Annotated in this window: 25 protein-coding genes; 17 read left to right on the top strand and 8 right to left on the bottom strand. The window is 45.2% G+C overall.

Annotated elements, in window-relative coordinates; genetic code table 11:
- Positions 1 to 31: 31 nt before the first annotated feature.
- The 3 genes from Q7S83_01370 to Q7S83_01360 are packed head-to-tail and all read right to left on the bottom strand — an operon-like array spanning position 32 to position 1731.
- Positions 32 to 844, bottom strand: a complete 813-nt coding sequence (locus Q7S83_01370) for a methionyl-tRNA formyltransferase (GenBank protein MDO8466771.1) — start codon at positions 842 to 844, stop codon at positions 32 to 34.
- Complete coding sequence (gene def / locus Q7S83_01365) at positions 845 to 1327, bottom strand: peptide deformylase (GenBank protein MDO8466770.1); 483 nt, start codon at positions 1325 to 1327, stop codon at positions 845 to 847. It lies immediately after the preceding gene.
- A 35-nt stretch (positions 1328 to 1362) separates the two neighbouring features.
- On the bottom strand, positions 1363 to 1731 hold the full coding sequence (locus tag Q7S83_01360; GenBank protein MDO8466769.1) for a hypothetical protein: 369 nt from the start codon (positions 1729 to 1731) through the stop codon (positions 1363 to 1365).
- A 93-nt stretch (positions 1732 to 1824) separates the two neighbouring features.
- Between Q7S83_01360 and Q7S83_01355 the strand changes: the two genes are divergently transcribed.
- Complete coding sequence (locus tag Q7S83_01355) at positions 1825 to 3048, top strand: S41 family peptidase (protein MDO8466768.1); 1224 nt, start codon at positions 1825 to 1827, stop codon at positions 3046 to 3048.
- A 37-nt stretch (positions 3049 to 3085) separates the two neighbouring features.
- A complete protein-coding gene (gene rplI / locus Q7S83_01350) occupies positions 3086 to 3514 on the top strand; it encodes a 50S ribosomal protein L9 (protein ID MDO8466767.1) in 429 nt (142 codons plus the stop codon).
- Here the strand turns inward: rplI and rpmA are convergent.
- Complete coding sequence (rpmA, locus tag Q7S83_01345) at positions 3492 to 3764, bottom strand: 50S ribosomal protein L27 (protein MDO8466766.1); 273 nt, start codon at positions 3762 to 3764, stop codon at positions 3492 to 3494. The two genes, rplI and rpmA, sit on opposite strands and share 23 nt — an antisense overlap.
- 98 nt (positions 3765 to 3862) lie before the next feature.
- Between rpmA and Q7S83_01340 the strand changes: the two genes are divergently transcribed.
- Positions 3863 to 4012, top strand: a complete 150-nt coding sequence (locus tag Q7S83_01340) for a hypothetical protein (GenBank protein MDO8466765.1) — start codon at positions 3863 to 3865, stop codon at positions 4010 to 4012.
- A 150-nt stretch (positions 4013 to 4162) separates the two neighbouring features.
- Positions 4163 to 4630: a Trp family transcriptional regulator gene (locus Q7S83_01335; GenBank protein ID MDO8466764.1), complete on the top strand. Its 468-nt coding sequence runs from the start codon at positions 4163 to 4165 to the stop codon at positions 4628 to 4630.
- A 126-nt stretch (positions 4631 to 4756) separates the two neighbouring features.
- On the opposite strand, the gene Q7S83_01330 is transcribed toward Q7S83_01335, so the two are convergent.
- On the bottom strand, positions 4757 to 6025 hold the full coding sequence (locus Q7S83_01330; protein ID MDO8466763.1) for an FAD-dependent oxidoreductase: 1269 nt from the start codon (positions 6023 to 6025) through the stop codon (positions 4757 to 4759).
- A gap of 40 nt (positions 6026 to 6065) precedes the next feature.
- On the opposite strand from Q7S83_01330, the gene Q7S83_01325 reads away from it, so the two are divergent.
- The 13 genes from Q7S83_01325 (at position 6066) to Q7S83_01265 (ending at position 17599) form a co-directional block, all read left to right on the top strand.
- Entirely contained in the window at positions 6066 to 7280 is a 1215-nt protein-coding gene (locus Q7S83_01325) for a M20/M25/M40 family metallo-hydrolase (GenBank protein ID MDO8466762.1), read from the top strand.
- Positions 7281 to 7313: 33 nt separating this feature from the next.
- Complete coding sequence (locus Q7S83_01320) at positions 7314 to 8222, top strand: cysteine peptidase family C39 domain-containing protein (GenBank protein MDO8466761.1); 909 nt, start codon at positions 7314 to 7316, stop codon at positions 8220 to 8222.
- A 77-nt stretch (positions 8223 to 8299) separates the two neighbouring features.
- A complete protein-coding gene (gene pgk / locus Q7S83_01315) occupies positions 8300 to 9337 on the top strand; it encodes a phosphoglycerate kinase (GenBank protein ID MDO8466760.1) in 1038 nt (345 codons plus the stop codon).
- The gene (locus Q7S83_01310; GenBank protein MDO8466759.1) at positions 9337 to 10182 is read left to right on the top strand and encodes a DHHA1 domain-containing protein; all 846 of its coding nucleotides are present in this window, start codon (positions 9337 to 9339) and stop codon (positions 10180 to 10182) included. Before pgk ends, Q7S83_01310 begins: the two co-directional genes overlap by 1 nt.
- Entirely contained in the window at positions 10182 to 10811 is a 630-nt protein-coding gene (locus Q7S83_01305; protein MDO8466758.1) for a ribonuclease H family protein, read from the top strand. The genes Q7S83_01310 and Q7S83_01305 overlap by 1 nt, the downstream gene beginning before the upstream one ends.
- 723 nt (positions 10812 to 11534) lie before the next feature.
- A complete protein-coding gene (locus tag Q7S83_01300; GenBank protein ID MDO8466757.1) occupies positions 11535 to 11855 on the top strand; it encodes a hypothetical protein in 321 nt (106 codons plus the stop codon).
- 46 nt (positions 11856 to 11901) lie between these two features.
- A complete protein-coding gene (locus Q7S83_01295) occupies positions 11902 to 13221 on the top strand; it encodes a GspE/PulE family protein (GenBank protein ID MDO8466756.1) in 1320 nt (439 codons plus the stop codon).
- 17 nt (positions 13222 to 13238) lie between these two features.
- Complete coding sequence (locus Q7S83_01290) at positions 13239 to 14336, top strand: type II secretion system F family protein (protein ID MDO8466755.1); 1098 nt, start codon at positions 13239 to 13241, stop codon at positions 14334 to 14336.
- A complete protein-coding gene (locus Q7S83_01285; GenBank protein MDO8466754.1) occupies positions 14308 to 14772 on the top strand; it encodes a hypothetical protein in 465 nt (154 codons plus the stop codon). Before Q7S83_01290 ends, Q7S83_01285 begins: the two co-directional genes overlap by 29 nt.
- 1 nt (position 14773) lies before the next feature.
- The gene (locus tag Q7S83_01280) at positions 14774 to 16198 is read left to right on the top strand and encodes a prepilin-type N-terminal cleavage/methylation domain-containing protein (protein ID MDO8466753.1); all 1425 of its coding nucleotides are present in this window, start codon (positions 14774 to 14776) and stop codon (positions 16196 to 16198) included.
- Positions 16164 to 16685 carry a hypothetical protein gene (locus Q7S83_01275; protein ID MDO8466752.1) on the top strand — a complete coding sequence of 174 codons (522 nt, stop codon included), beginning with the start codon at positions 16164 to 16166 and terminating at the stop codon, positions 16683 to 16685. The genes Q7S83_01280 and Q7S83_01275 overlap by 35 nt, the downstream gene beginning before the upstream one ends.
- The gene (locus Q7S83_01270) at positions 16682 to 17083 is read left to right on the top strand and encodes a hypothetical protein (GenBank protein ID MDO8466751.1); all 402 of its coding nucleotides are present in this window, start codon (positions 16682 to 16684) and stop codon (positions 17081 to 17083) included. The genes Q7S83_01275 and Q7S83_01270 overlap by 4 nt, the downstream gene beginning before the upstream one ends.
- 57 nt (positions 17084 to 17140) lie before the next feature.
- A complete protein-coding gene (locus Q7S83_01265; GenBank protein MDO8466750.1) occupies positions 17141 to 17599 on the top strand; it encodes a type II secretion system protein in 459 nt (152 codons plus the stop codon).
- A 55-nt stretch (positions 17600 to 17654) separates the two neighbouring features.
- Here Q7S83_01265 and Q7S83_01260 read toward each other — a convergent pair whose 3' ends face one another.
- Genes Q7S83_01260 through Q7S83_01250 form a run of 3 tightly spaced genes read right to left on the bottom strand, consistent with a single transcriptional unit; the run spans position 17655 to position 21476 of the window.
- Positions 17655 to 18347, bottom strand: coding sequence for a glycosyltransferase family 2 protein (locus Q7S83_01260; GenBank protein ID MDO8466749.1), 693 nt, complete (start codon positions 18345 to 18347; stop codon positions 17655 to 17657).
- A gap of 8 nt (positions 18348 to 18355) precedes the next feature.
- Positions 18356 to 19921 carry a hypothetical protein gene (locus Q7S83_01255; protein MDO8466748.1) on the bottom strand — a complete coding sequence of 522 codons (1566 nt, stop codon included), beginning with the start codon at positions 19919 to 19921 and terminating at the stop codon, positions 18356 to 18358.
- A 19-nt stretch (positions 19922 to 19940) separates the two neighbouring features.
- Positions 19941 to 21476, bottom strand: a complete 1536-nt coding sequence (locus Q7S83_01250) for a hypothetical protein (GenBank protein ID MDO8466747.1) — start codon at positions 21474 to 21476, stop codon at positions 19941 to 19943.
- Positions 21477 to 21644: the final 168 nt, after the last annotated feature.

Below are 21644 nucleotides of genomic sequence, written 5' to 3'. Positions count from 1 at the left end.
GAGGCAATATTGCGAATAAGACAAATGGGACTTAAAGCGGAGACCAGGGGCGGGGCCGACCGCCTTCGTACTGAATTTCAATAAGCTTGAGTTGGCCGTCCACGATTCCCGCTTTAAGGATTTTCATTCGGCGCCCGTCTTCTCTTTTGGTCCAGACACCCGGTTCGGCGCTTAGGGCTCGGACTTTCCGTTCAATGATAATTGGGTCGTCTTTAGCTAAATCAACCAAGCCGTCTTCGGTAGAGAATTTTTTTGTAAAAGTAGCATCGTCGTCGTTTTGCGGTTTTGGTTTTATTTTACCGGCAATAAAGTCCGGAAGAATTTCTACGAGTAATTTACCGGAGAGATGCGCTAGGCGGTTTTCTAGAGTTGTATAATCATTGCCCTCAATCAGTAGGCTTTTTTGGGCTAAAACAGGCCCATTGTCCACTTTTTCATCTATCACGAAGAGGGAGGTGCCGGTTTCCGTTTCGCCGGCTAAAATCGCCGATTGGATGGGGGTGGCCCCGCGATATTTCGGCAGAAGAGAGGGGTGGACTCCAATTACGCCAAGTTTTGGCAGCTCGATTACATATTTAGGCAGGATTTTGGAGTAAGCGGCTACCACGAAGAAATCAAAGCTAGTGCCCAAAAAGTTTGGGATTTCTTCCTTTGTTCCCGGTTGAGCAACGGAGATCTCGTTTTCTTTTGCCAGAATTTTCGTAGCCGGGGGGGTGATTATTTTTTTTCGGCCTAACGGCTTGTCGGGGTTGCAGACGACGAGCGCTGGCGGAAATCCGGCAGCTATTAACTCCTCTAAAACTATCTTGGCGAATTCCGGACTGCCAAAGAATGCGTACTTCATCTATTTAACGAGAGGGACTCGCTCAACTTGTTTGGCCTTGTCGATAAATAATCCTCCGTTGAGATGATCCATTTCGTGCTGGAAAACTCTAGCCAATAACCCCCAAGCTTTAATTTTGATGACGTGGCCATTGGCGTCCAAGCCTTTAAGCGTGACCCTGGCGGGGCGTTCCACTAGCCCGTAAACTCCGGGAACGCTTAAGCAGCCCTCGTCTATCGCAGTGGTTTCTTTAGAAAGCTGAATCAATTCAGGATTAAAAATTGCATAGAATTTGCTTTCTACTATCGCCACAAAAATCCGCGTATCCAATCCGATTTGATTGGCGCTTAAGCCGATCCCGTCGGCCTCGTGCATATCGCGGCGCATTCTTTTAATCAGCTCTCGGATTTCTTTTTTAGAAAATTGAGTGAAATCAAAATTGGCGGTCTTTTGCCGCAGGAACTTCTCGTCTTTTTTGTTTTGAATTGTAACGATCTTTGCCATTGTAGGATATTTCTATTATTTAAACATTTAAATATTTAAAGCCCTGTCAGGCGGCCGTTGAAAGGTTTCTTTTTAGGGTCTTTTTCTGATTTCAACACACTCATAAAGTAAGCGCCTTTGTTTTCTATATTTTTTCTTTCTACGACGCTTTTTGCCAATTGCATCATTTTGGATTCGCCGTGGACTTTAGCTAAGCGCATATAGAGAGCCTTATGCTCCCAGTCCTCTAAAATATTCGCTATCTCCAGTCCAGTCAACTGGTAGGACTTATAGGCTCGGCTTTCGGATGTTCGGCGGCGAAGTTCCTGTATATATGAACTGGTCATTTTACCCATTGGATCCATCTCGGATTTTTGGTTTCCGAACAGATCTTGCTTCTCGCCGTCCTTTTTATTGCTGGACATTGTCTTCAGTATATCACGGCAAAATGCTAAAATTATGGAGTAATCTCTAATAATGCTAATCTAAGATTTAATAATGCGAATAATGTCAGTACTATGAAAATACCTAAATTTGCGTTCCAATCCGCAGTGGCCGTTTTACTAGCTATATCCGTAGTTGGCGGTTCTTTTTATGTTGGCTATCGGTCGGGGCAGCAAGATCCGAGAGTAGTTACTGTTAAAGGCATCACAAATGTTGATGACGCGGACATTAAGGTGGATTTCGGAGTTTTTTGGCAGGTTTGGGAAAAATTAAAAGAACAGCATATTGATGGTGGTACCGTTAAGGATAAGGATCTAGTTTATGGAGCGGTGCACGGTTTGACGGCGTCTTTGAAAGATCCGCACACGGTTTTTTTCCCACCGGCAGACGCCAAGAAATTTGAAGAAGATGTTTCCGGTCATTTTGGAGGCATTGGGGCAGAGATTGGCACTCGGGACGAGCAATTAGTAATTATTGCTCCGATTAAAGATTCTCCGGCGGAGCGCGCCGGGCTTTTGCCGAAGGACAAGATATTAAAAGTAGGCGATGTGGTGGTGGCGCAGATGGATGTCAATGAGGCGGTAAAATTGATTCGCGGGGAGATCGGCACGAAGGTCACGCTGACCATTATGCGTGACGGCTTCAAGGCGCCGAAAGATTTTACTATCACTCGCGAGGAGATCAAATCACCGACTCTGGATTGGGACGTGAAGGAGGGGAATATTTTGCATATTAAACTTTATTCGTTCAACGAAAATGCCCCCAATCTTTTCTATCGGGCAATCTTAGACGGTTCAGTGAGGGGCGCAGATGGAATCGTGCTTGATATGCGAAATGATCCCGGAGGATTTTTGGAGGTAGCGGTGAATTTGGCAGGCTGGTTCTTCCCGAAGGGTTCAGTGGTGGTGACGGAGGCATTTCGAGACGGCAATGACCGGGTTTTCCGCGCCAACGGCAACGCGGCCTTAAAGGATATTCCGGTGGTGGTCTTGATCAACGGCGGTTCGGCTTCGGCGTCTGAAATTCTAGCTGGCGCCTTGCGGGACTTGAAAGGCTCAATTTTGGTGGGCGAAAAGAGTTTCGGCAAGGGTACGGTTCAGGAGCTGCAGACTTTGAAAGATGGTTCCAGCTTGAAGATCACGGTTGCGAAATGGCTCTTGCCGAAAGGTTCCGCTATCGAGAAAGTTGGATTGATTCCCGACGTGGAAGTGAAGATGACCGAAGAAGATTTCAAAAACGACAACGACCCTCAATTAACTAAGGCGATGGAAATTTTAAAAACGTTGTTTTTAAAATAATATTTTAATGTTTAAATATTTAAACGTTTAAATATATATGCGGGTATTACTACTTCAAGACGTGAAAAAAGTCGGGCGGAAGCACGATATTAAAGAGGTGTCTGACGGTTACGCCAGAAATTTTTTGTTAGCCAGAAAATTGGCTGTGCCGGCTGATGCCACTGCTTTGAAAATTAAAGCTTCGGCGGAAAAAAAGGAGCAGGAATTGCTGGCAAAATATTCCGCTGAAGTTGTTAGGTTGAAGAGTGAAGTTTTGGAATTTCCGGTTCGCTCCGGAAGCAAGGGCGAAGTGTTCGGCTCGGTAACGGTTGCTGATATCAAAAAAGCCCTTGAAGCGAAGGGCTTTAGTGATTGCGAGGTTGAGTTGGAGCAGTCGTTGCGTTTCTTAGGAGAGCGGGAAGTGGAGGTGGTGTTCGGAAAAGGAATCCGCGGGAAAGTGAAAGTTAAATTACTGACACAGTCTTAATGTGGCGAGAGGAGCCGTCAAAGCGGATTTTTTTGCCGGTTGTGTATTTAGCCACTCCCGTTTTCATGGCGTACAAAGTGTCGTCACCTCCTTGCTTCACATTCTTTCCGGCCAGATAGTGAGTGCCCCTTTGTCGAATTATAATTTCCCCGGCTTTTACGGGTTGATTGTCGTTTATTTTAACTCCTAGCCGCTTACTTGCTGAGTCGCGCCCTAGTTTTGTTGAACCGCCTGATTTTGTATGTGCCATTGTAGGATATTTTTATTATTTAAACATTTAAATATTTCAACATTAGTTTCGGGACCATCACTTACAATTGAATACAAATATAGATTATAATCCGAGATATGTCAAACCCTCAAACAAAGGAAGATAAACAGCAATTATTAATCCGTGTAGCCCTCATTATTCTCATTGGGAGCTTGGCTTTTGGAGTAGGATATTTAATTCGTGGCGAGGTGAAAAAATCCCCGATTATTATTGAGAAAAACAGTTAGCGCCGGCATTGAGTTTTACTAAGTGTTATCTCGCGTGATAGCACCCCTTATTTTCCGTTTTAGCTGAATAGTTTATAGGCAGCTCCCCACTCTTAACTCATGGCGTAGATCCGGTGTTATCTCGCGAGATAACATGGTATATTTATTTTTATGAAAAACCTAAATCAATTTTCTTCTCGCAGTGAATGGGAGAAGTTTTTATGGGATGAAATTTTATTAAAAATAACAACAATCCGATCAAGCGATGATATAAGGAAATTCTTGGATCAATTGATCAGTGATTATGAAAAGAAATTAATCTTACGCCGCGCGACGATTATGTTGATGATTCGAGATGGTTTGAGTTATCGAGAAATAGGAAAAATACTTTGGACATCTCCATTAACGGTAAAGTCTGTTAAGGAGGTAATGCTCGATAAGTCCAATTATAGACCTCATCGATCCCGTCATGCCAAAGCCGGGGTTCGCGGCATAAAGCCGCAAAATCTAGACGTTGTAGGAAAAATTTCCGGTATTTTAGAAAGTCTGCTTATGGAGTTGGGGGAATATTTGGTGGCGATGCAGGAAGGGTATTCCAATCCGAGTAAGCGGTGGGAATTTATAAGAAAAAGAATTTAGTGTTATCTCGCGAGATAGCACCGGAATTTACGTTAGAGATCACCAGTGGGAGTTCGACTACGCACCGTCCCAAGCTACCCAACTGAAGGCTGGAAAATGCCGTGTCCTATCACGCCGGATAATAAGCTAGCCCAACCGGTCGTTTTTGATAAAGATAAGTAAACCGCGAATCCAAACTCTCACGGCGCGCCAAAATGGCATTATCGAAAGAAGATAGTTTAATTCCACTAATCCTTTTAATATCCAGCCCCCGAACCCATGGATAATTACCGGTCCGAGTTTTGCGAGCGCCCACTTGCCGCCGATAGGAATCACATACGGATAATTCATTGGGATATATTTTTTATGCTCCGCTTTTCCTAAAATATTGCAGATAATATTTTTCGCCACTACACCCGCCTGATCGATGGCGGCGCGCGCCACGCCGGGCATCGGTTTTTTACTGACCGGATCATAGAAGCAGATAGAATCACCAAGTCCGTAGATCCTTCCATATAGTTTCAAATCCGGGGTCTGGGGGAGGCATTCCATACCTCCAGCGACTTCAACGCGACCGCGGCGTTCTATTTTTAGGGGCAAAGGGGAGATTAATGAAGAGGCTTTAACTCCGCCGGTCCAAACAAGCACATCGTAAGAAATCTCGATTCGGCTTTTTAAAACAACTTTTTCAGGCAACACTCGGTCAATCGTTTCATTATTAAGAACCCTTACCCCCAATTTTTTCAGGCGCTTTTGGGCGTGACTGATAATGCGCGGATCAAATCCGGGAAGGACTGTGGGGCTGGCTTCTATAATGGAGACTTCAGAGTCACATCCCCGAATTTCTTCTTTTAACTCACAAAGCCACTCTTGGAGTTCTCCGGCTAATTCAACTCCGGCCGAACCTCCTCCGCCCACCACAATTTTTACTCTACTTTTCCCCGATGACATTACGTCGAGAATTTTGTCCCGGATTTTCAGGGCGTCCACGAAGGTTTTTAAAGCGATTGAATTTTCTTTCAGTCCGGGAATATCGAAATAATTCGCTTCCGCGCCCAGCGCGATAATCAGGTAATGGAATTTCAGGTTGGTGCCGTTGGCAAAATGAATATCGCCGCCAATCAGGTCCAATTCTTTTATTTCCGCTTTCAAAAATTCGATATTCGTTTTTTTTACCAGATCCGCTATCTCAAAAGTAACTATCTGCTTAAGACCAATATAATTAGTGGTTTCTTTTGAGGTGGTCGCGATTTCATAAAGCGTTGGGGTATAGGTGTGGTAGGAGTTACGGTCCACCAGGGTGACGGAGTATTGTTCGGTTAATTTGTGCTGTTTAAGGGCGCGGTTCAAATCAAAAGCCGCCTTAAGACCTCCGAAGCCTGCGCCGAGAATTACTATGGATTTCTTGTCTGTCATTGCAAAAAAGAGTACTTAACCATTACTCTTATTATATATTATGGCTTCGTTCTCAAAAGAACTCACACTTGAGCGTTTAAAAGAATTTCTAAGTTTTCAGTCCGTGAGTACTGATCCGAAATATCGCCGCGAATTAGATAAGACCGCCCGATGGCTGGAGATCTATTTAGCTTCTTTGGGTTTCCGCGCGGAAACAATTCCCGCCAAAACGGCCCCTTTAGTGTACGCAGAAACCAAATTTGATAAAAACTTGCCCACACTTTTAATTTATAGTCATTACGACGTGCAACCCGCCGATCCTCTCAATGAATGGGCCTCGCCCCCATTTGAGCCGACAGTTCGCGGTGGCAACCTGATTGCCCGCGGAGCTTCCGACAGCAAAGGTCAGCTGTTCGCCTATATTGCCGGTATCGCGAAGGCTTTAAAGGAAAAAGGGAAATTGCCTATCAACGTGAAATTTATCATCGAGGGTGATGAAGAGGGAGACGGCGTGGCTTTGGTGGCGTTCCTAAAAAAGAATTCCAAAAAATTGGCGGCGGATTGGGTAATTGCCGCGGCGGGATGGATGCTTGGGGAAAATAAACCGGCGATTTGTTACGGAGCGAGGGGTTTAGCGCCGTTTGAGATAGAGGTGCGTACCGGGGAGACGAATCTCCATTCGGGAACTTACGGCGGCAATAAAATGAACGCGGCAGTAGTTCTGTCAAAGATTCTGGCGAGCTGTGAACATCCGCTGGCTTCTATTGAGCAGGCAGTCAGCCGGAATTCTTTTGACGCGCATTCTTTTGACGCGGGGTATGTCGGTTCCGGTTTCCAGTTTATTATTCCGGCCGTCGCTAGAGCGAAGGGAAGTTTTCGTGTTGCGCCGGATCAGAATCCGGATGATGTAATCCGGGTTTTTAGGAAGAGAGTTAATAGACTGCTATCCCGCGGGATAGCAGTGGAAATAAACACGCTTCCAGTTTCCCAGCCGGTATTGTTGGATCGCGCCTCCTCTATTGCTAAGGCCGCGAAGCAAGTTTTGAAGAAGACTTTTTCAGCCAAGAAAGTGGGGTGGTATGTGGATGGCGGGGCGGTGCCGGCCCTATCGGATCTGCAAAAAATTTCCAAAAATATAATTATGGTTGGCTTCGGGCAGATGGATGATAATTTGCACGCGCCCAATGAAAAATTAAGTTTGAAAAACTTTTGGCGGGGCGTGGACTTTGCGGGGGCATTGGTCGATGAGCTGGCAAGTGGTAAAATTAATAAGTAAATTGTTCATTAACAAACCATGAAGAGGGAAAACATGAACAAGTATTACGTGCCGAACGCGACCAAGATTTACAAGGAGCAGGAAAGACTCCTCAAGGTTGACAAGGTGGGGGACTGGAAGGCGCTTGAGGATCACCACCGCGCCTTTAAGCTGAAGGTTAATCCGCGGATCAGGAAGATCGGCAAAATTTTAGACAAGGAGATATGGCTTATTGATGGGGTAAAGATTCGCGGCCTTATTCGCGGGACAAAGAGCTACCCCAGCGTTGACGTGGACTTCACTAGTGGCGGGCATGGTTGCCGTTATATTTACTCTCCTCTCAATGAAATCTGGATTGATGACGGATTAAAGAGGGACGATATTCTTCCGACCATCTGGCATGAGTTCACCGAACGGCATTTGATGCAGCGCGGCTGGAGTTATAACGAGGCGCATGAGCGGTCTGCCTCTGTTGAGCTCGGTATCCGCCACGGCGACGAATTTTCCCTGCCGGTGACGAATTTCAAACAGCAGACGAATTATTCCTGCGGCGCGGTAGCGATGCGAATTGTTTTGGAGTATCTCGGTCGGGATTTAACCGAAAGAGAATTAATTAAAATGGTTGGAGCGACGCCGGAAAATGGGACGGATATGAAGGACATGGTGGCTTTGGCTAAATCGGAGCATTTTGATTTCAAGGTGAAATGGAAACAGCGCTGGACTCCCGAACAGGTAAAGAAATTTCTAGAAACTGGCTTCCCGATGATTGTCAATTTCCAGCATTCTTCGAAATTCGGCGAAGGGCATTATGCGGTTATCATCGGCTATACGAAAGATGAATTTATTTTTTCCGACCCAAGTGGCAAGGGAGATTTCCGCAAAGAGAAGATCAATCACTTTATGAAACGCTGGCATGAATTGGAAGACAAGACGAAACAGGAAGGAATTGTTATTTATTGGTAGTTAATAAAGTTTGCAAAGTAAAATCCTCGGGTTATCTCGGGGATTTTTCATTTCTCTGCTATTATATTTGTATATTCATGAAAACTTTGAAAGATTTGGCGAAGAAAAATTTAACCGACAAGGTTTGCTTGTTGAGGGTGGATTTTAATGTGGAGTCCACGAAAGATGCTTTGCGGCTAGAAGCTTCTTTGCCGACGATGCAATGGTTGCTGGCGAAAGGCGCGCGTTTAGTTATTTTGAGCCATCGTGGGCGGCCGAAGATTAGTAGTAAGTATCAAGTAGTAAGTAGTAAGTATTTTGATTCTGAATTAAGTTTAAAATCATTCGCGCGGTTTTTGGAAACGAATCTTGAAGAAAAAGTGACATTTTTGCCTAATATCCCAATTGGCTTACCGGCGGGAAAAGTTATTTTAATAGAAAATCTACGCTTTTGGCCCGAGGAAGAGCGGGACGATGAAAAATTTGCTCGTAAATTAGCCAGCTTGGGAGACTTCTATGTAAACGATGCTTTTGCTGTATGTCATCGGAAAAATTCTTCCGTGACGCAGCTGCCGAAGCTTTTGCCAAGTTATGCCGGATTATTACTAGAAAAAGAAATCAGCACCTTATCGGCGGCAATAAAAAATCCTAAGAAGCCGCTGGTCTTAATTTTTGGCGGTTCAAAAGTGGCAGATAAACTACCGGTGATTAAAAACCTACTTTCAAAAGCTGATAAGGTCTTGATTGGCAGTAGCGTTCTTAATAGCTCGGATCCATTGCCGGAATCGGAAAAATTAGTGAAGCCGGTAGATTGGGCAAAGAAAGATAATTTGGCGCTGGATATCGGGCCGTTGACCGCAGAGATTTTTATTAAAGAGATTAAAAATGCTAAGACGATAATTTGGAACGGGCCGCTGGGTAAATTTGAAGATAAAAAATATCTCGCCGGTTCTCGCGCGGTGGCGAAGGCTGTGGCGGCTAGCAAGGCTTTTTCTATCGTGGGAGGAGGGGAGACTACGCAGTTGATATTGGAGTTGGGCTTACGGAAAAAAATTGGCTTTCTTTCTACCGGCGGGGGCGCAATGCTGGAATTTTTGGCCGGGGAAAATTTGCCCGGAATTGTAGTATTGAAATAATGAAAAAGATAATCGTTTTTTATCACAAGAATTGTTGGGATGGCTTCGGCGGAGCTTGGGCGGCCTGGAGAAAGCTCGGCAACAAAGCTGATTATGTCGGAGTTCAGCCGGGAGAAGCTCCTGGTTTTTCCGTGAAGGGAAGAGAGGTTTATCTGATTGATACGGCGTTTCCGGAGGCGGAAATGAGAAAAATTTTGAAGAATAATAATAAGCTGGTCGTGTTGGACCACCATTTTTCTAATAGAGAGGTAGTGAAGATATCCACGGAGAGGTCTTATGTGATGAATCATTCGGGGGCGGTGATTGCTTGGAATTATTTTCATCCGAAAAAACCCGTTCCGGTATTTTTGAAATATGTTGAAGATGCGGATATCTGGAAATGGACAATGCCTCACTCCAAAGCCATCTCAATGTTGAAAGAAGACTTGGCTTTTGATTTTAAAGTTTGGAGCAAAATAATCAATGAATATGAGAATAAGAAAAAGCTTAAGGCATTCATGCTTCAAGGTCAGCAATTGGTTAGCTATAGCGAGTCTCTACAGGATCATGCGATAGGGAATGCTCAAGTTGTTAAATTTGAAGGGCGCAAATGCTTGGCGGTAAACTCTCCGTTGCTGCACTCGGACATCGGCAACAAGCTATCTAAATTGATGCCTCCATTTGGTATTGTTTGGAGCGAAAAAGCAGATTACCGAGCGGTTTCTCTCCGTTCCAACGGAAAATTTGACGTTTCCAAGCTGGCGCAGAAATATGGCGGCGGCGGTCACAAAGCGGCAGCGGCCTTCCGATTGGAACTCAAAGATAAACTTCCTTGGAAATTTATAAAAGCGTTTGAGAAAAAATAATGGCGAAGAAAAAATATTACGCCTATCGTTTGCGTGATGGCGCGAGCGATGTAGTAGATACTTGGAAAGATTGTGAGAGGAAGGTCTCCGGCGTTTACGGTGCGCGCTACAAAGGTTTCGTTTCCAAATCGGAAGCGGAAGCGTGGCTTGTGGGAGGAGCGAAGTATGAAGTTAGTAGTCGTAAGTCGTTGGTCGTTAGTCGTAAGTTACAGCTCCAGCCGGGGATTTACTTCGATGCGGGGACGGGCAGGGGAAAGGGGACGGAGATAAGTGTTACGGATGAACAGGGAGAAAACCTACTGCACAAGGTTCTCTCAAAGAAAGAAATTAATAAGTTTGGGAAGCATTTGGTCGGCAAAACGGCGACTAATAATTATGGTGAACTACTAGCTTGCCTATATGCGATGCAGGTGGCTATGAAGACGGGAGTGAAAAAAGTTTTTGGCGACAGCAAGTTGGTGATCGATTACTGGTCAAAGGGTTTTATAAAGAAAGATAAAGTCGCGGAAGAAACAGTGGAGTTGGCGGAGGTGGTGGCCGGTTTGCGCGAGGAGTTTGAAGAAGGCGGGGGAGTGCTTGACCGTATTTCTGGCGATCATAATCCTGCCGATTTGGGATTTCATAGGTAAAATCAAAAACCCCTAGTGACTAGGGGTTTTTGATAGCTGGCGGTCCGTAAGCCGGATCCTGTGATCTTGGAGAAAACTTCCCCAAGACGACGATCATTTATCTGGGCCGAATGTTGCCATTTGGCTCAAGCGGTTCACTCTTGCGAGTACGACCTTGCACCCGATAAGGATTTAGCCGTTTCACTTCGGAATTTTTATCCCTATATCCGAATTAAACCTTACTAGCTTGGGATTGGGTTCCCTGCTCTTTTCAGAGGCAGGCGTCACTGTTCGCACCTCTTCTGCTCTTGCGAGCGAGATGGCGGCTTTTAACCGCTATTTTTTACTAGGTGTCCGGACTTTCCTCTCCGACTTTACGTAGGAGCGATCATCTGGATCGTCAGCTAAGGTTCATGTTAGCACAATTCCGTTGCCTTGACAAGAGGGCAAAAATCAGCTATAATCTCTTTTAAGAAACTCAGTTCTTCAAAAACTACTCTCAAGAGGAGTCACTAATGATGAGGCGCCTAGAAGTGGCAATTGCTCGATTCGTGACGAGGCTCTTACTCTGGTCGTTTACCTTCCGTCCTTCGCCGAATTGGGTTGGGATCCATCGAAAGATTCATCTCGAGCTAGACGCTCGCAGTGTGCCATCTCGACTTCGAAGAGTCTTTTGGAGTCATCCTCCCTGTAATTCCGACTGGACTGATTCCCGCAACCAAACCAAAAAATAAGGAGGCGCGAATGAAGATTTACGCTGCCGTTACCCACGTTTCCCGAAATTCTTTAGGGGAAGTAGTTAGTGTTCGGGTCGTCTGCCACCCATACTGGGCGGAGTACGCGAAAGATGCCGGGCGTAAGCTTCGGTGGATAGACAAGGGTCCGAAGTACCGCGGCGCGTGGCCGGAGATTCCAGCGGAGACTTTTTCCGCGATGCGTCGGAGGGCGTACGCGGAGGTTTTCCGGAAATGCGAATCTCCGGCGCCATCCAAGCTTTCTAAGAAACCAGCGACTCAGTTAGACTTTCCGCAGCAGCAAGACTTATTCCTGACGCCCCCGAAGTAGGGGGTGTTTTTTGTTCTTGAAAGCTTTCTCTGTTAAAATATCAGTAATGCCTAGAGTAGCTAAAAAAACTGAAGACAAGGCCCTTAAAGCTCCGGAAAAGGAGGCGGTTAAAAAAGAAGACAAAAAACCCGAAGCGGCCAAGCCCGGGAAGGATTTCCGGGCGGCGGTGATGGCGAATATCGCCAAACCCCATGACCAGATTGGAATAATTGCTTTAGTAGACGATATGGTCAGTGACGCGCATAATTCGCGGGCCTCTGATATTCATATTGATCCGGCGGAAAAGAAATTTTCCATTCGTTTCCGGGTGGACGGAATATTGCATGATATTTATGATTTTCCGAAAGAGATTCAGTCGGAGGTAATTACTCGTATTAAAGTTTTATCCGGTTTACGAACGGACGAACATCAGGCCGCGCAAGACGGCCGTTTTCGCATAATCGTGAACGATTCCAAGGTGGACGTGCGGGTTTCCATAGCGCCGACTTACTACGGTGAAAATGGAGTTTTGAGACTTCTTTCCGAAAAAGGCGAAGCCTACACTCTTGAAGCGATGGGTTTCCGAGGCCGTGATTTAGAAATTGTGACCAGAAATATCCATAAGCCTTACGGCATGATTCTCGCCACCGGGCCGACCGGTTCCGGCAAAACGACTACGCTATATACGATATTGACGATGCTTAACACAAAAGAAGTTTCAATTATTACTATTGAAGATCCCGTGGAATACGCAATTGATGGCTTGGAGCAGATTCAGGTAAATCCTCGCACCGGACTTACTTTTGCCGATGGTCTGCGCTCAATTCTTCGGCAAGACCCGAATATTGTAATGGTAGGGGAGATTCGCGACGGAGAAGCGGCCGGCATTGCTGTGAACGCCGCTTTGACCGGTCACTTATTGCTTTCAACCATCCACACCAATGATGCGCCAACAACTTTGCCGCGTCTTTTGGATATGGGAATTGAACCGTTCCTTATCGCCTCTACTGTAAACATCGCAATCGGCCAACGACTCGTGCGTAAGTTGTGTGATAAATGTAAAACAAAAAAAGATATCAGCCCTGAAGAGCTGAAAAGCTTGGCTAAGGCGATACCGGAGAAATTATTGGCTGGTCATAAGACTTTTTACTATGGGGCCGGTTGCGATAATTGTGACAAAAGCGGCTATAAGGGACGCATCGGTATCTATGAAGTTTTGGAAATGGACGATGAATTGCGCTCTGCCTTGTTGAGAAATGCTGATTCTAGCGAGATTAAGCGTATCGCTGTTAAAAATGGAATGACTGCTATGATTGAAGATGGATTCCAAAAGGCAGTTGAAGGCATCACAACCATTGAAGAGATTTTGCGGGTGAAGCACGAGTAAAGTGTATAATTAAGGTAATGAGTTTAGGGGAGAAGTTTACTAATTTTTTAAAGCGCCTGAATAGTATTACGATGCGGGTTCCGCTTTCCGCTCAGGCGATTTTTGCGCGTCATTTGGCGGTAATGGCTAAAGCGGGCCTACCACTACTCGAAAGTTTGAAATTATTAAAAAGAGAGTCACCCTCGCGAGCAATGGGTGTGATTCTTGACCAAGTAATTGATGATGTAAGTAACGGACAATTTTTATCAGCGAGCTTGGACCGCTTCCGCAGTATTTTCGGAAATTTATTTATCAATATAATCCGAGTCGGAGAATCCACCGGGATTTTACCGGAGAATTTGAATTATTTGGCGGATGAGTTAAAGAAAAAACAGGCATTAAAGCGTAAGGTAATCGGCGCATTGATGTATCCGGCGGTAATCGTGTGCGCCACCTTCGGCATCACCGGATTGTTGACGGTGTTTATTTTCCCAAAAATATTACCTGTTTTTGAAAGCATGAAGGTTGACCTTCCGCTTTCAACGAGGATTTTAATTGGAGTGAGTAACTTGCTTACAAATTACGGATTATTAGTATTTTTGGGATTTTTAATCTTTCTGGTCGTTGCTTATATTTTACTGCGAGTGACGGCTATCAGATATTTTTTTCATCGCTTCATATTATTTCTTCCGATTTTTGGAAAGATGTCGCGGGATGTGAATTTAGCTAATTTTTGTCGGACTTTAGGGTTGACCTTGAAAAGCGGCGTGCAGGTGGTTGAGGCAATCACCATTACTTCCGAGTCGCTATCTAATCTGGTCTACAAAAAAAAGCTTAATCAGGCCGCGGAAGAGATTAGGAAAGGGGAGGCGCTATCGCCGTTTTTCGCGAAGCATAAAAAACTTTTCCCCGTTATGGTCACGCAGATGATTTCCGTGGGCGAGACCTCTGGCAATCTAAGCGAATCATTGCTTTATCTTTCGGATTTTTATGAAACAGAAGTTACTGAAAGCACGGGAAATTTATCCACCGTTCTTGAGCCGCTCTTGATGGTAGTAATGGGAGTGGTGGTCGGCTTTGTGGCTATTTCAATCATTACTCCTATTTATGAAATTACCTCGAGCGTCGGCAGGTAATCTTAGAGCCGGGTTTACCATCTTTGAATCCTTGATAGTAATCAGCATTTTAGTGATTCTTTTTACCTCCGGTCTGCCCGTGGGCTTAGATTTTTATTATAGTTCTCAATTTGAATCGGAATATAATACGCTGACTTCAATGTTTCAGCTAGCGCGCAATCTAGCGATGGCTAATTATAATCAATCCAGTTTCGGAATTTCCATCAACTCGGAAAATTTCGTTATTTTTCAAGGAGCCAGTTTTGCGGCGCGAACTGTCAGCCAGGATCGTTCTTTCCCAAGGGCGCAAAGCGTCACGATTACCGGGTCCAACGAGCTTGTTTTTACCCAATTGAGCGGCGCCACCGCTTCCAGTACTTTTAATTTAAGCGATGGGCGATTAAGCCGGGATTTATATGTGAACTCCGAGGGTCTAGTCTACGAACCAAGTTATTAAAATGATTAAAAAAAATTCCGGCCAGAGCTTAATAGAGGTAGTGGTGGCGCTGGGGATTTTCGCGCTTTCTATGACCGCCGCTTTTCAGGTATTTTTCGGCGGGCAGAAACTTGTCGTGGATAGCCAGAATTCCGAGTTAGCCATAAATTATGCTCAACAAGGAGCTGATGCTGTTAAGGCTATCCGTGACCGGAATTGGCCCGAGCTAACGAGCGGGGAGCATGTCTTGGTTTTCAATGGCTTTGATTGGATGTTCGCCTCCTCGGGATTGTCGGAGGCTATCGGAGATTTTGCCAGAACAATTTCTATATATGATGTTACCGATAATATAAAAATAGCCACAACTACGGTTACTTGGAGTGACGGCGCAGTGACTAAAACCATAGATTTAGTTGAAGAGCTTACTAACTGGGAGGATCCGTTGCAAAGTAGCTGTAAGACTGATCCGTTAACGGGGGATTGGACGAATCCGCAGGTGGTTTCGTCTATTGATTTGGGAGCCGGAAATTCCGGAACGGATGTAGTAGTTGATTTGCCGTATGTATATATGAGTGGAGTGGCGGCGTCTGCAAGTAAACCGGATATATTTATTTATGACGTAAGCAATCCCGCTGTTCCCGTGCTTATTGGATCCTTAGATATTGGAAGCGGGGGAATTAATACCATCGTTAAAAATGGGAATTATATCTACGGAGCTTCGCCGAATGACACTAAGGAGTTGGTGGTTATTGATGTTAGCAGCCCGACGGCGCCTACGCTTACCGGGTATTTGAGTTTATCAGGATCTTCCGACGCTCTTAGTGTGGAAATTTTCGGTAGTACGGTGATGGTCGGAAGAACTTCTTCGGCGACTTATGAGATAAATTTTATTAATGTATCCAATCCCGCGAGTCCATCAGTATTCAGCGAGGTTACTACCGGAGGCAACATTTTCGATGCGGTAGCCACGACTGATAGATTGTTTGTGCTCAGCAAGGACTCGGATGAGGATATCTTTATTTACGACATCACCAATCCCTCTAATCCGGTTTTCGTTAATACCCACGACATCGAAGGCACCACCGAGGATCTTAGTTTGTACCTCCATTATAAAGGAGGAAAGCGGAATCTTATGGTTGGTAACGAAGAGAATGAATTAGTAATGCTGGGCGCCACCACAACGACTCAGATGTATGTCCGCGACCGGTTAAACGTTGGCGGAGAGGTGAATGATATCGTGTGTGCGACTGGAGATTTGGCTTTTCTATCTACTACGAACACCGGCAAAGAATTTCTTGTGGTTAACGTGGCTAACCCCGACGCCATGACCGAATATGCCTCTTTGAATTTCCCGCAGGTCGGCACGGGAATCGATTATGCTGATAATATGGTATTTATGTCTGTGCGAAGCAATGATGCGCTTAGAATTATCACAGCGGGGCAATAAGCGGCTCTCCATAGGCGAGCAAGCTTTCACGCTAATAGAAATTTTAATTTATGCCGCTATCGTAACGGGCATGATTACTTTTTCGATTTTCGCTTCCTATCAGTTAATTGATTCTGCCGATACAATACGACATCACAAAGAGGTGGCGGAGAATAAAAAATTTTTTGAACAGAAAATCTACTGGGTTCTTCAGAACTTGTCCGCGATTAATTCCCCATCCACCGGGGCTACAACCACCAGCTTGTCGGTAAATAAACTTAGCTACGTCAATAATCCGGTGATAGTGGCAGTGAACAATGGAGTTGTCACATTAAAATTGGGAAGTAACGCAGCCAATCCAATCACTAATGAATATGTTGTGGTTCAGAATCTGGAGTTCCATAATTATGATTTCTCGGGTCGCCCGGCAATCCAGATTAGCGGGACGATGTATAACGCCTTTGCTTCCACTTCAATTGATTTAAACACGGTAATACTCACTAAATGATTATGAATAGAAAAAATCCCAGAGGTGGGTATATCGCAATAATGTCCTCAATCGTTCTTTCCCTGGTGCTTATGGTAGTGGCAATATCACTCGGGTCTTCCAGTCTATTTACACGGCTCAATGTTGCTGATTTCGGCAATAAGCAGTTGAGTTATTTTATTGCCCGATCCTGCCTTAACGAAGCGCTATTAAAGTTGGCAGATTCATCTTCTTATACCGGAAATGAAACTTTGATGATCTCTTCCAGGGCCTGCACGCTGTCTGCAATTACCACTTCGGCGCCTAATAAAATAATTCAAGCCAAGGCTATCATCAACGGAGCAACTACGAATTTGAAGCTAACCGTCAATTCTACTAGCTTATCCACAGTCTCCCTCGAAGAATTACCTACTCTTTGATATAATAATTGAAGTGATTGTGTATCAAGAAAGGTCGTGAAAATTACATTATTTACTATGAAAAACAAAAAAGGTTTTACTTTGATCGAATTGTTGGTTGTTATCGGCATTATCGCGATCTTGGCTGGAGTAGTTATCGTAGCTTTGAACCCGGCTCGGCAATTTGCCCAGGCTCGGAACACTCAACGCTCCGCCAACATCAACGCCATCTTGAACGCGGTTGGCCAGCGCTTGGCTGATAACCGCGGTGTTTGGGAGACCTCCGGCGATTGCGCTGCGCTTCCGACTGCGACTACTACGATGCAGTCTACCGGCGGATATGACATCTATGAGTGTCTCGTGCCTACCTATATGACCAGCTTGCCATTTGATCCTTCGGCCGGTTCATTCACTAGTGGCACCGATTACGATACTAATTACGATATCGCGAATAACGCTGGGCGAGTTACTGTGGAAGGAAAATACGGAGAAACAATTTCCGGACAAGCCTCCACTTCACTTTCCGTTTCCCGCTAGTTCGGTAGCGATAGCAATCAAAAATCCCGCGTTTGTGTCGCGGGATTTTTGTTTGTTATTTTTGAGCGCTGGGATTGAGCCAGTGTTTTAAAATGATACCAATCGCCTTTAGGCCATCAGTCCAACGGATCTTTTTCCCTTGATCGTAATCCCGGCCGTGATAGGAAATTCCTACTTCATAGAATTTCCAGCCCCTTTTCGCCAGTTTAATCGTGACTTCCGGCTCAAATCCGAAATCAGTTTCTTCAAGAGTTATGGAGTCCAGAGCTTTTTTTCGGAAAGCTTTAAAGCCCGTTTCCATATCGGTGAGATTCAAGTTGGCGGCGATATTGCAGAGTAGGGTTAAGAATCTATTTCCGGTGAAATGCCAGAAAAGCATTACGCGGTGCGGAGAAGAGCCGATGAAGCGTGAGCCATAAACTACATCTGCCAGCCCGCTTTCAATCGGGTTGAGTAATTTCTCGTATTCTTCCGGGTCGTATTCCAAATCAGCATCCTGTATCAAAATTACTTCCTGTGTGGCATTTTTGATGCCCGTGTGTACCGCCGCTCCTTTGCCGGAGTTTTGTTGATGGCGGATAATTTTTACGTTTTTAGCCTGATAAGTCTTCAGGAATTCCTCCGTGCCATCGGTGGAGGCATCATCAACAATAATTATTTCAGTTGGTTTCTGCTTCTGGACGCGCTCTAAAATAACCGGAAGCGTGTCCTTTTCGTTGTAGGCGGGGATGATTACGGAAAATTTCATTTCTTTATTCACAATATTTTATAGAGGGCGTCTTGGTCGGTGTCCAGAACCTTATTAAATTCCGGAGCGCTGTTCAGATATGCGGATAATTTTGGGCTACGTTGCTTTTCTACTAGAATATACGACGCTTTGAAGTCTTTTTTCAAGACTTGAGCGATCGGTTCCACTTCTTCCGCTGTGCAACGCACCTTGCCACAAGTATGTGAAGTAGCGGCATCAATCGCAAGGAAATGCGTTTTCCAATATAAACTCGGGTCATACGCATATTCAAAAATCGGATCCATGCCATTAATGAAATAATTATGCTGGTCGTGATAGAACAGTTGAGCAAAGCGGTCCCAGTGGATGTTGAAAACTATTTCTTCCGGCTGCGTGTTTGCTTTCAGCCAGTCCGTCACTTCTTTGAAGCGGTCAACTGGGAAAGTGCCGGCCATGTAAGTGTCAAAGCGGTACATTGTTTTAAATGGCATATAGATCAGGGCGATAAAAATCGCGATGCCGAGCGCGTAGTGCTGCCATTCATATTTTGATATCCAAATTTTTACTTGCGAGAAGGTCAATCCCACAAACAAAACCGCGAAACCGATGAAAATTTCATTGGAGCGGCGAGCCACCCCGAAAGTCAGCAGGAAAAAAATTATTTCCAACGCGAGGCTGGAGATGATCGGGGAGCGGAAATCAATAGGGACAGCCCGCCATTTTTTAGTCGCGATTAGCCAAATAACGAATCCGACGGCGATCAAGATTAGGATAGCGATGGGCACAAGCTGGTCGGCAAAATTTTCCCATACAAACGGAGTAAGCTCGCGTCCAAATCGGAGAGGTGCATCGCCTTGTTTTTCAAAGAGCAATTTTACCACCTGAATATAGGCCAGCTTGGTGGCACCTATCGGATTTGGTCGCAGAATCAGACCAGTCAGTAGTCCCAGAATCACGGTAAGATATTTCCAGATGGATATTTTTCGTTGTTGTATGAATTCAATCATAGAAACTACTCCGACTATCAGCAGGCCCATCCAGCTCAAAGAAAGATGGAGCCAAGATAGGCCGGCGGCAAGAAAGAAAATCACCCAGCGGGACCGGCTGGTTTCTTTTGTGGAGAGATAGGCAAACAGCAGCATACTTAATCCAAGGGAGAGGGGATGGGGACGGAGCATAGTTATCCGATACAGAAGATCCGCAGAGGCAAATAAAAATACACCCAGCCAGAGCAGGGGCCAGCGTATTTTTAGCTTAAGAAGCGATAAAAAGAAAAGCGAGGCGGCAATCGTGGTCACAAACAAAGCTCCCCAGTTGATTCCATCCGTCAGATTTTGGAAATAAGTGAAGGGTAGAATCAGCATATGGAAGCCGTACCAAATATCCGCGGCGTACTGATTGATTACCGAATATTGCACCCAGGGAAAAGAAGTATTAAACAGTCCCGTCGTGCGGTAGACCCAGGAATGACGGATGTGATAAAAACTGTCCGCATCGGAGAAATTAACCAGTCTTCCGTGAATAAAAAAAGCGAAGCTGACTATTAAGACCAGGGGCAAGAGCCAATAAATTATTTTTTTGAATTCGGGCGACATATCAGCGGTGTCTATGCTCTCATTTTATTAGATAAACGACTTCATTGACAGCCTCAAACACCTTTTCAAATCTTGGGTCGGAGGCCGCGAATTTATTGAAGTTTGGATTGTGCGGCTTGCTGACCAGAATATATTTCGCGCGAAAGTCGTTTTTCAGAGCAGAATAGGTGCTTTCTACTGAGTCATTGGTGCATTCTAGGTATCGGCAGGTCACGGAGGTGCTTATGCCGGCTGACGGATAGTGGAAAAGCCAGTAAAGTTCGGGGTTGTAGCGGTATTGGAAAATTGGATCCAGCCCCCCGATGTAATAATTAGAGCGATTCCAGAGAAATAAAGGAGAAAAATGGCTCCAATGCAGATTGAACACTAAATCTCCGGGTTGGGAATTTTTTGCCAGCCATTCCGCAGATTCTTTCATTAGGTCCGGCGGGTAGCTTTTCGCCAGACTATTCAGAGTTTTTAACCCGGAGAAGAAGGTCAGAAATATTAAAGAGAAGACAGCAATTCCGGCTGCCCAGTCTTTTAGGGGTTTTAAATCATAACGTTGCCTGGCTAAATCTAATATCCAACTGAAGGCTAGGGCGATGGCCAGAACTCCAAATGCAATCCAGAAATTATAACTCCGGCGCGCTATCAGGATGCTTAACGAGAAAAACACCAATGACAAGAAGACTGACGACGAGGCAATCAGAATTTTTTGTTTATCCACTAGCTGTTTTTTGATTATCCACCAAGCGAGCATTAGACCGGCGAATATCCAGATGGCCAGGAATGGCGAAAAGTTACGGAAGAGCGTCGCTGAACCAAGGGGAAGGTTTTCGGTGCCAAAAAGAAGGGGAAGCCCACTTTGCTTCTCTAATATTTGTTGGACTACCTGGATATAAAAAAGTTTTGCGGCGCCGATCGGATTCGGGCGGGCTACCCAGCCAAGCAATAAAGCCGCGGGTACCGCGATGATTTTCAGCCATTCTACTTTTCTATCAATAATTATTCGGCCAACTATTACTATGCCCAAAATAGCGATGGCTATCCAGGAAAAATTTAAATGAATCCAAGAGATGAAAAAGGAAACTATAAAGACCGGCATCCAGCCGCCACGGATCAGAAACGACAGCAAAAGCAAACCGAGGCCGACTGTCAGAGTTTGCGGGCGGACCATCAGGAGCTGCGCCGTGACATTAGGCGCGGAAAAAAACATCAGGAGCGGCCAAAAGATCGGCCAGTGGAATTGATGCCGCCGCGCCACGAAATAGCACGACCCCAAGGCGAAAAGGGTGACCAAGATTCCGAATATTTTAATCGCCAGAGAGGGTGACGGCAAAAAAGAAAAGGGGAGCATCAATAAGCTGAAGCCGAACCATAAGGAAGATGAAGTTTCTTTAATGACCGACAGCTGGGCCCATGGGAAGGTTGCTTCCGCCAAACCCTGCTCTCGCATCAATAAGGCCTTTCCGAGATAAAAAAAACTATCCAGATCGGGTATGTTCGGCGATACAAAATGCCAAAAAACCGCTAAAGCTCCTAAAATTAACAAAGCGGCGCTAATTTTTTTCATCGGTATCGCTTAATTATAACAAAGCGCAGGCCAATAGCTTCGAGGAACATGCCGGAGCTTCGCCAGCTTGGTCTTATCTAAAGTGGCGAAGCGAGGGAGAGGCAAATTTGCTCGCTGGAAGCAAATTATGCCGTTTCCGAGGGGCTATTGGCCGGAGCCCTTGACTTT

Source organism: bacterium, assembly GCA_030646995.1.
Lineage (GTDB): Bacteria > Patescibacteriota > Minisyncoccia > UBA6257 > WO2-44-18 > JAUSKF01.
This window is presented reverse-complemented; position numbering and strand designations above follow the sequence as displayed.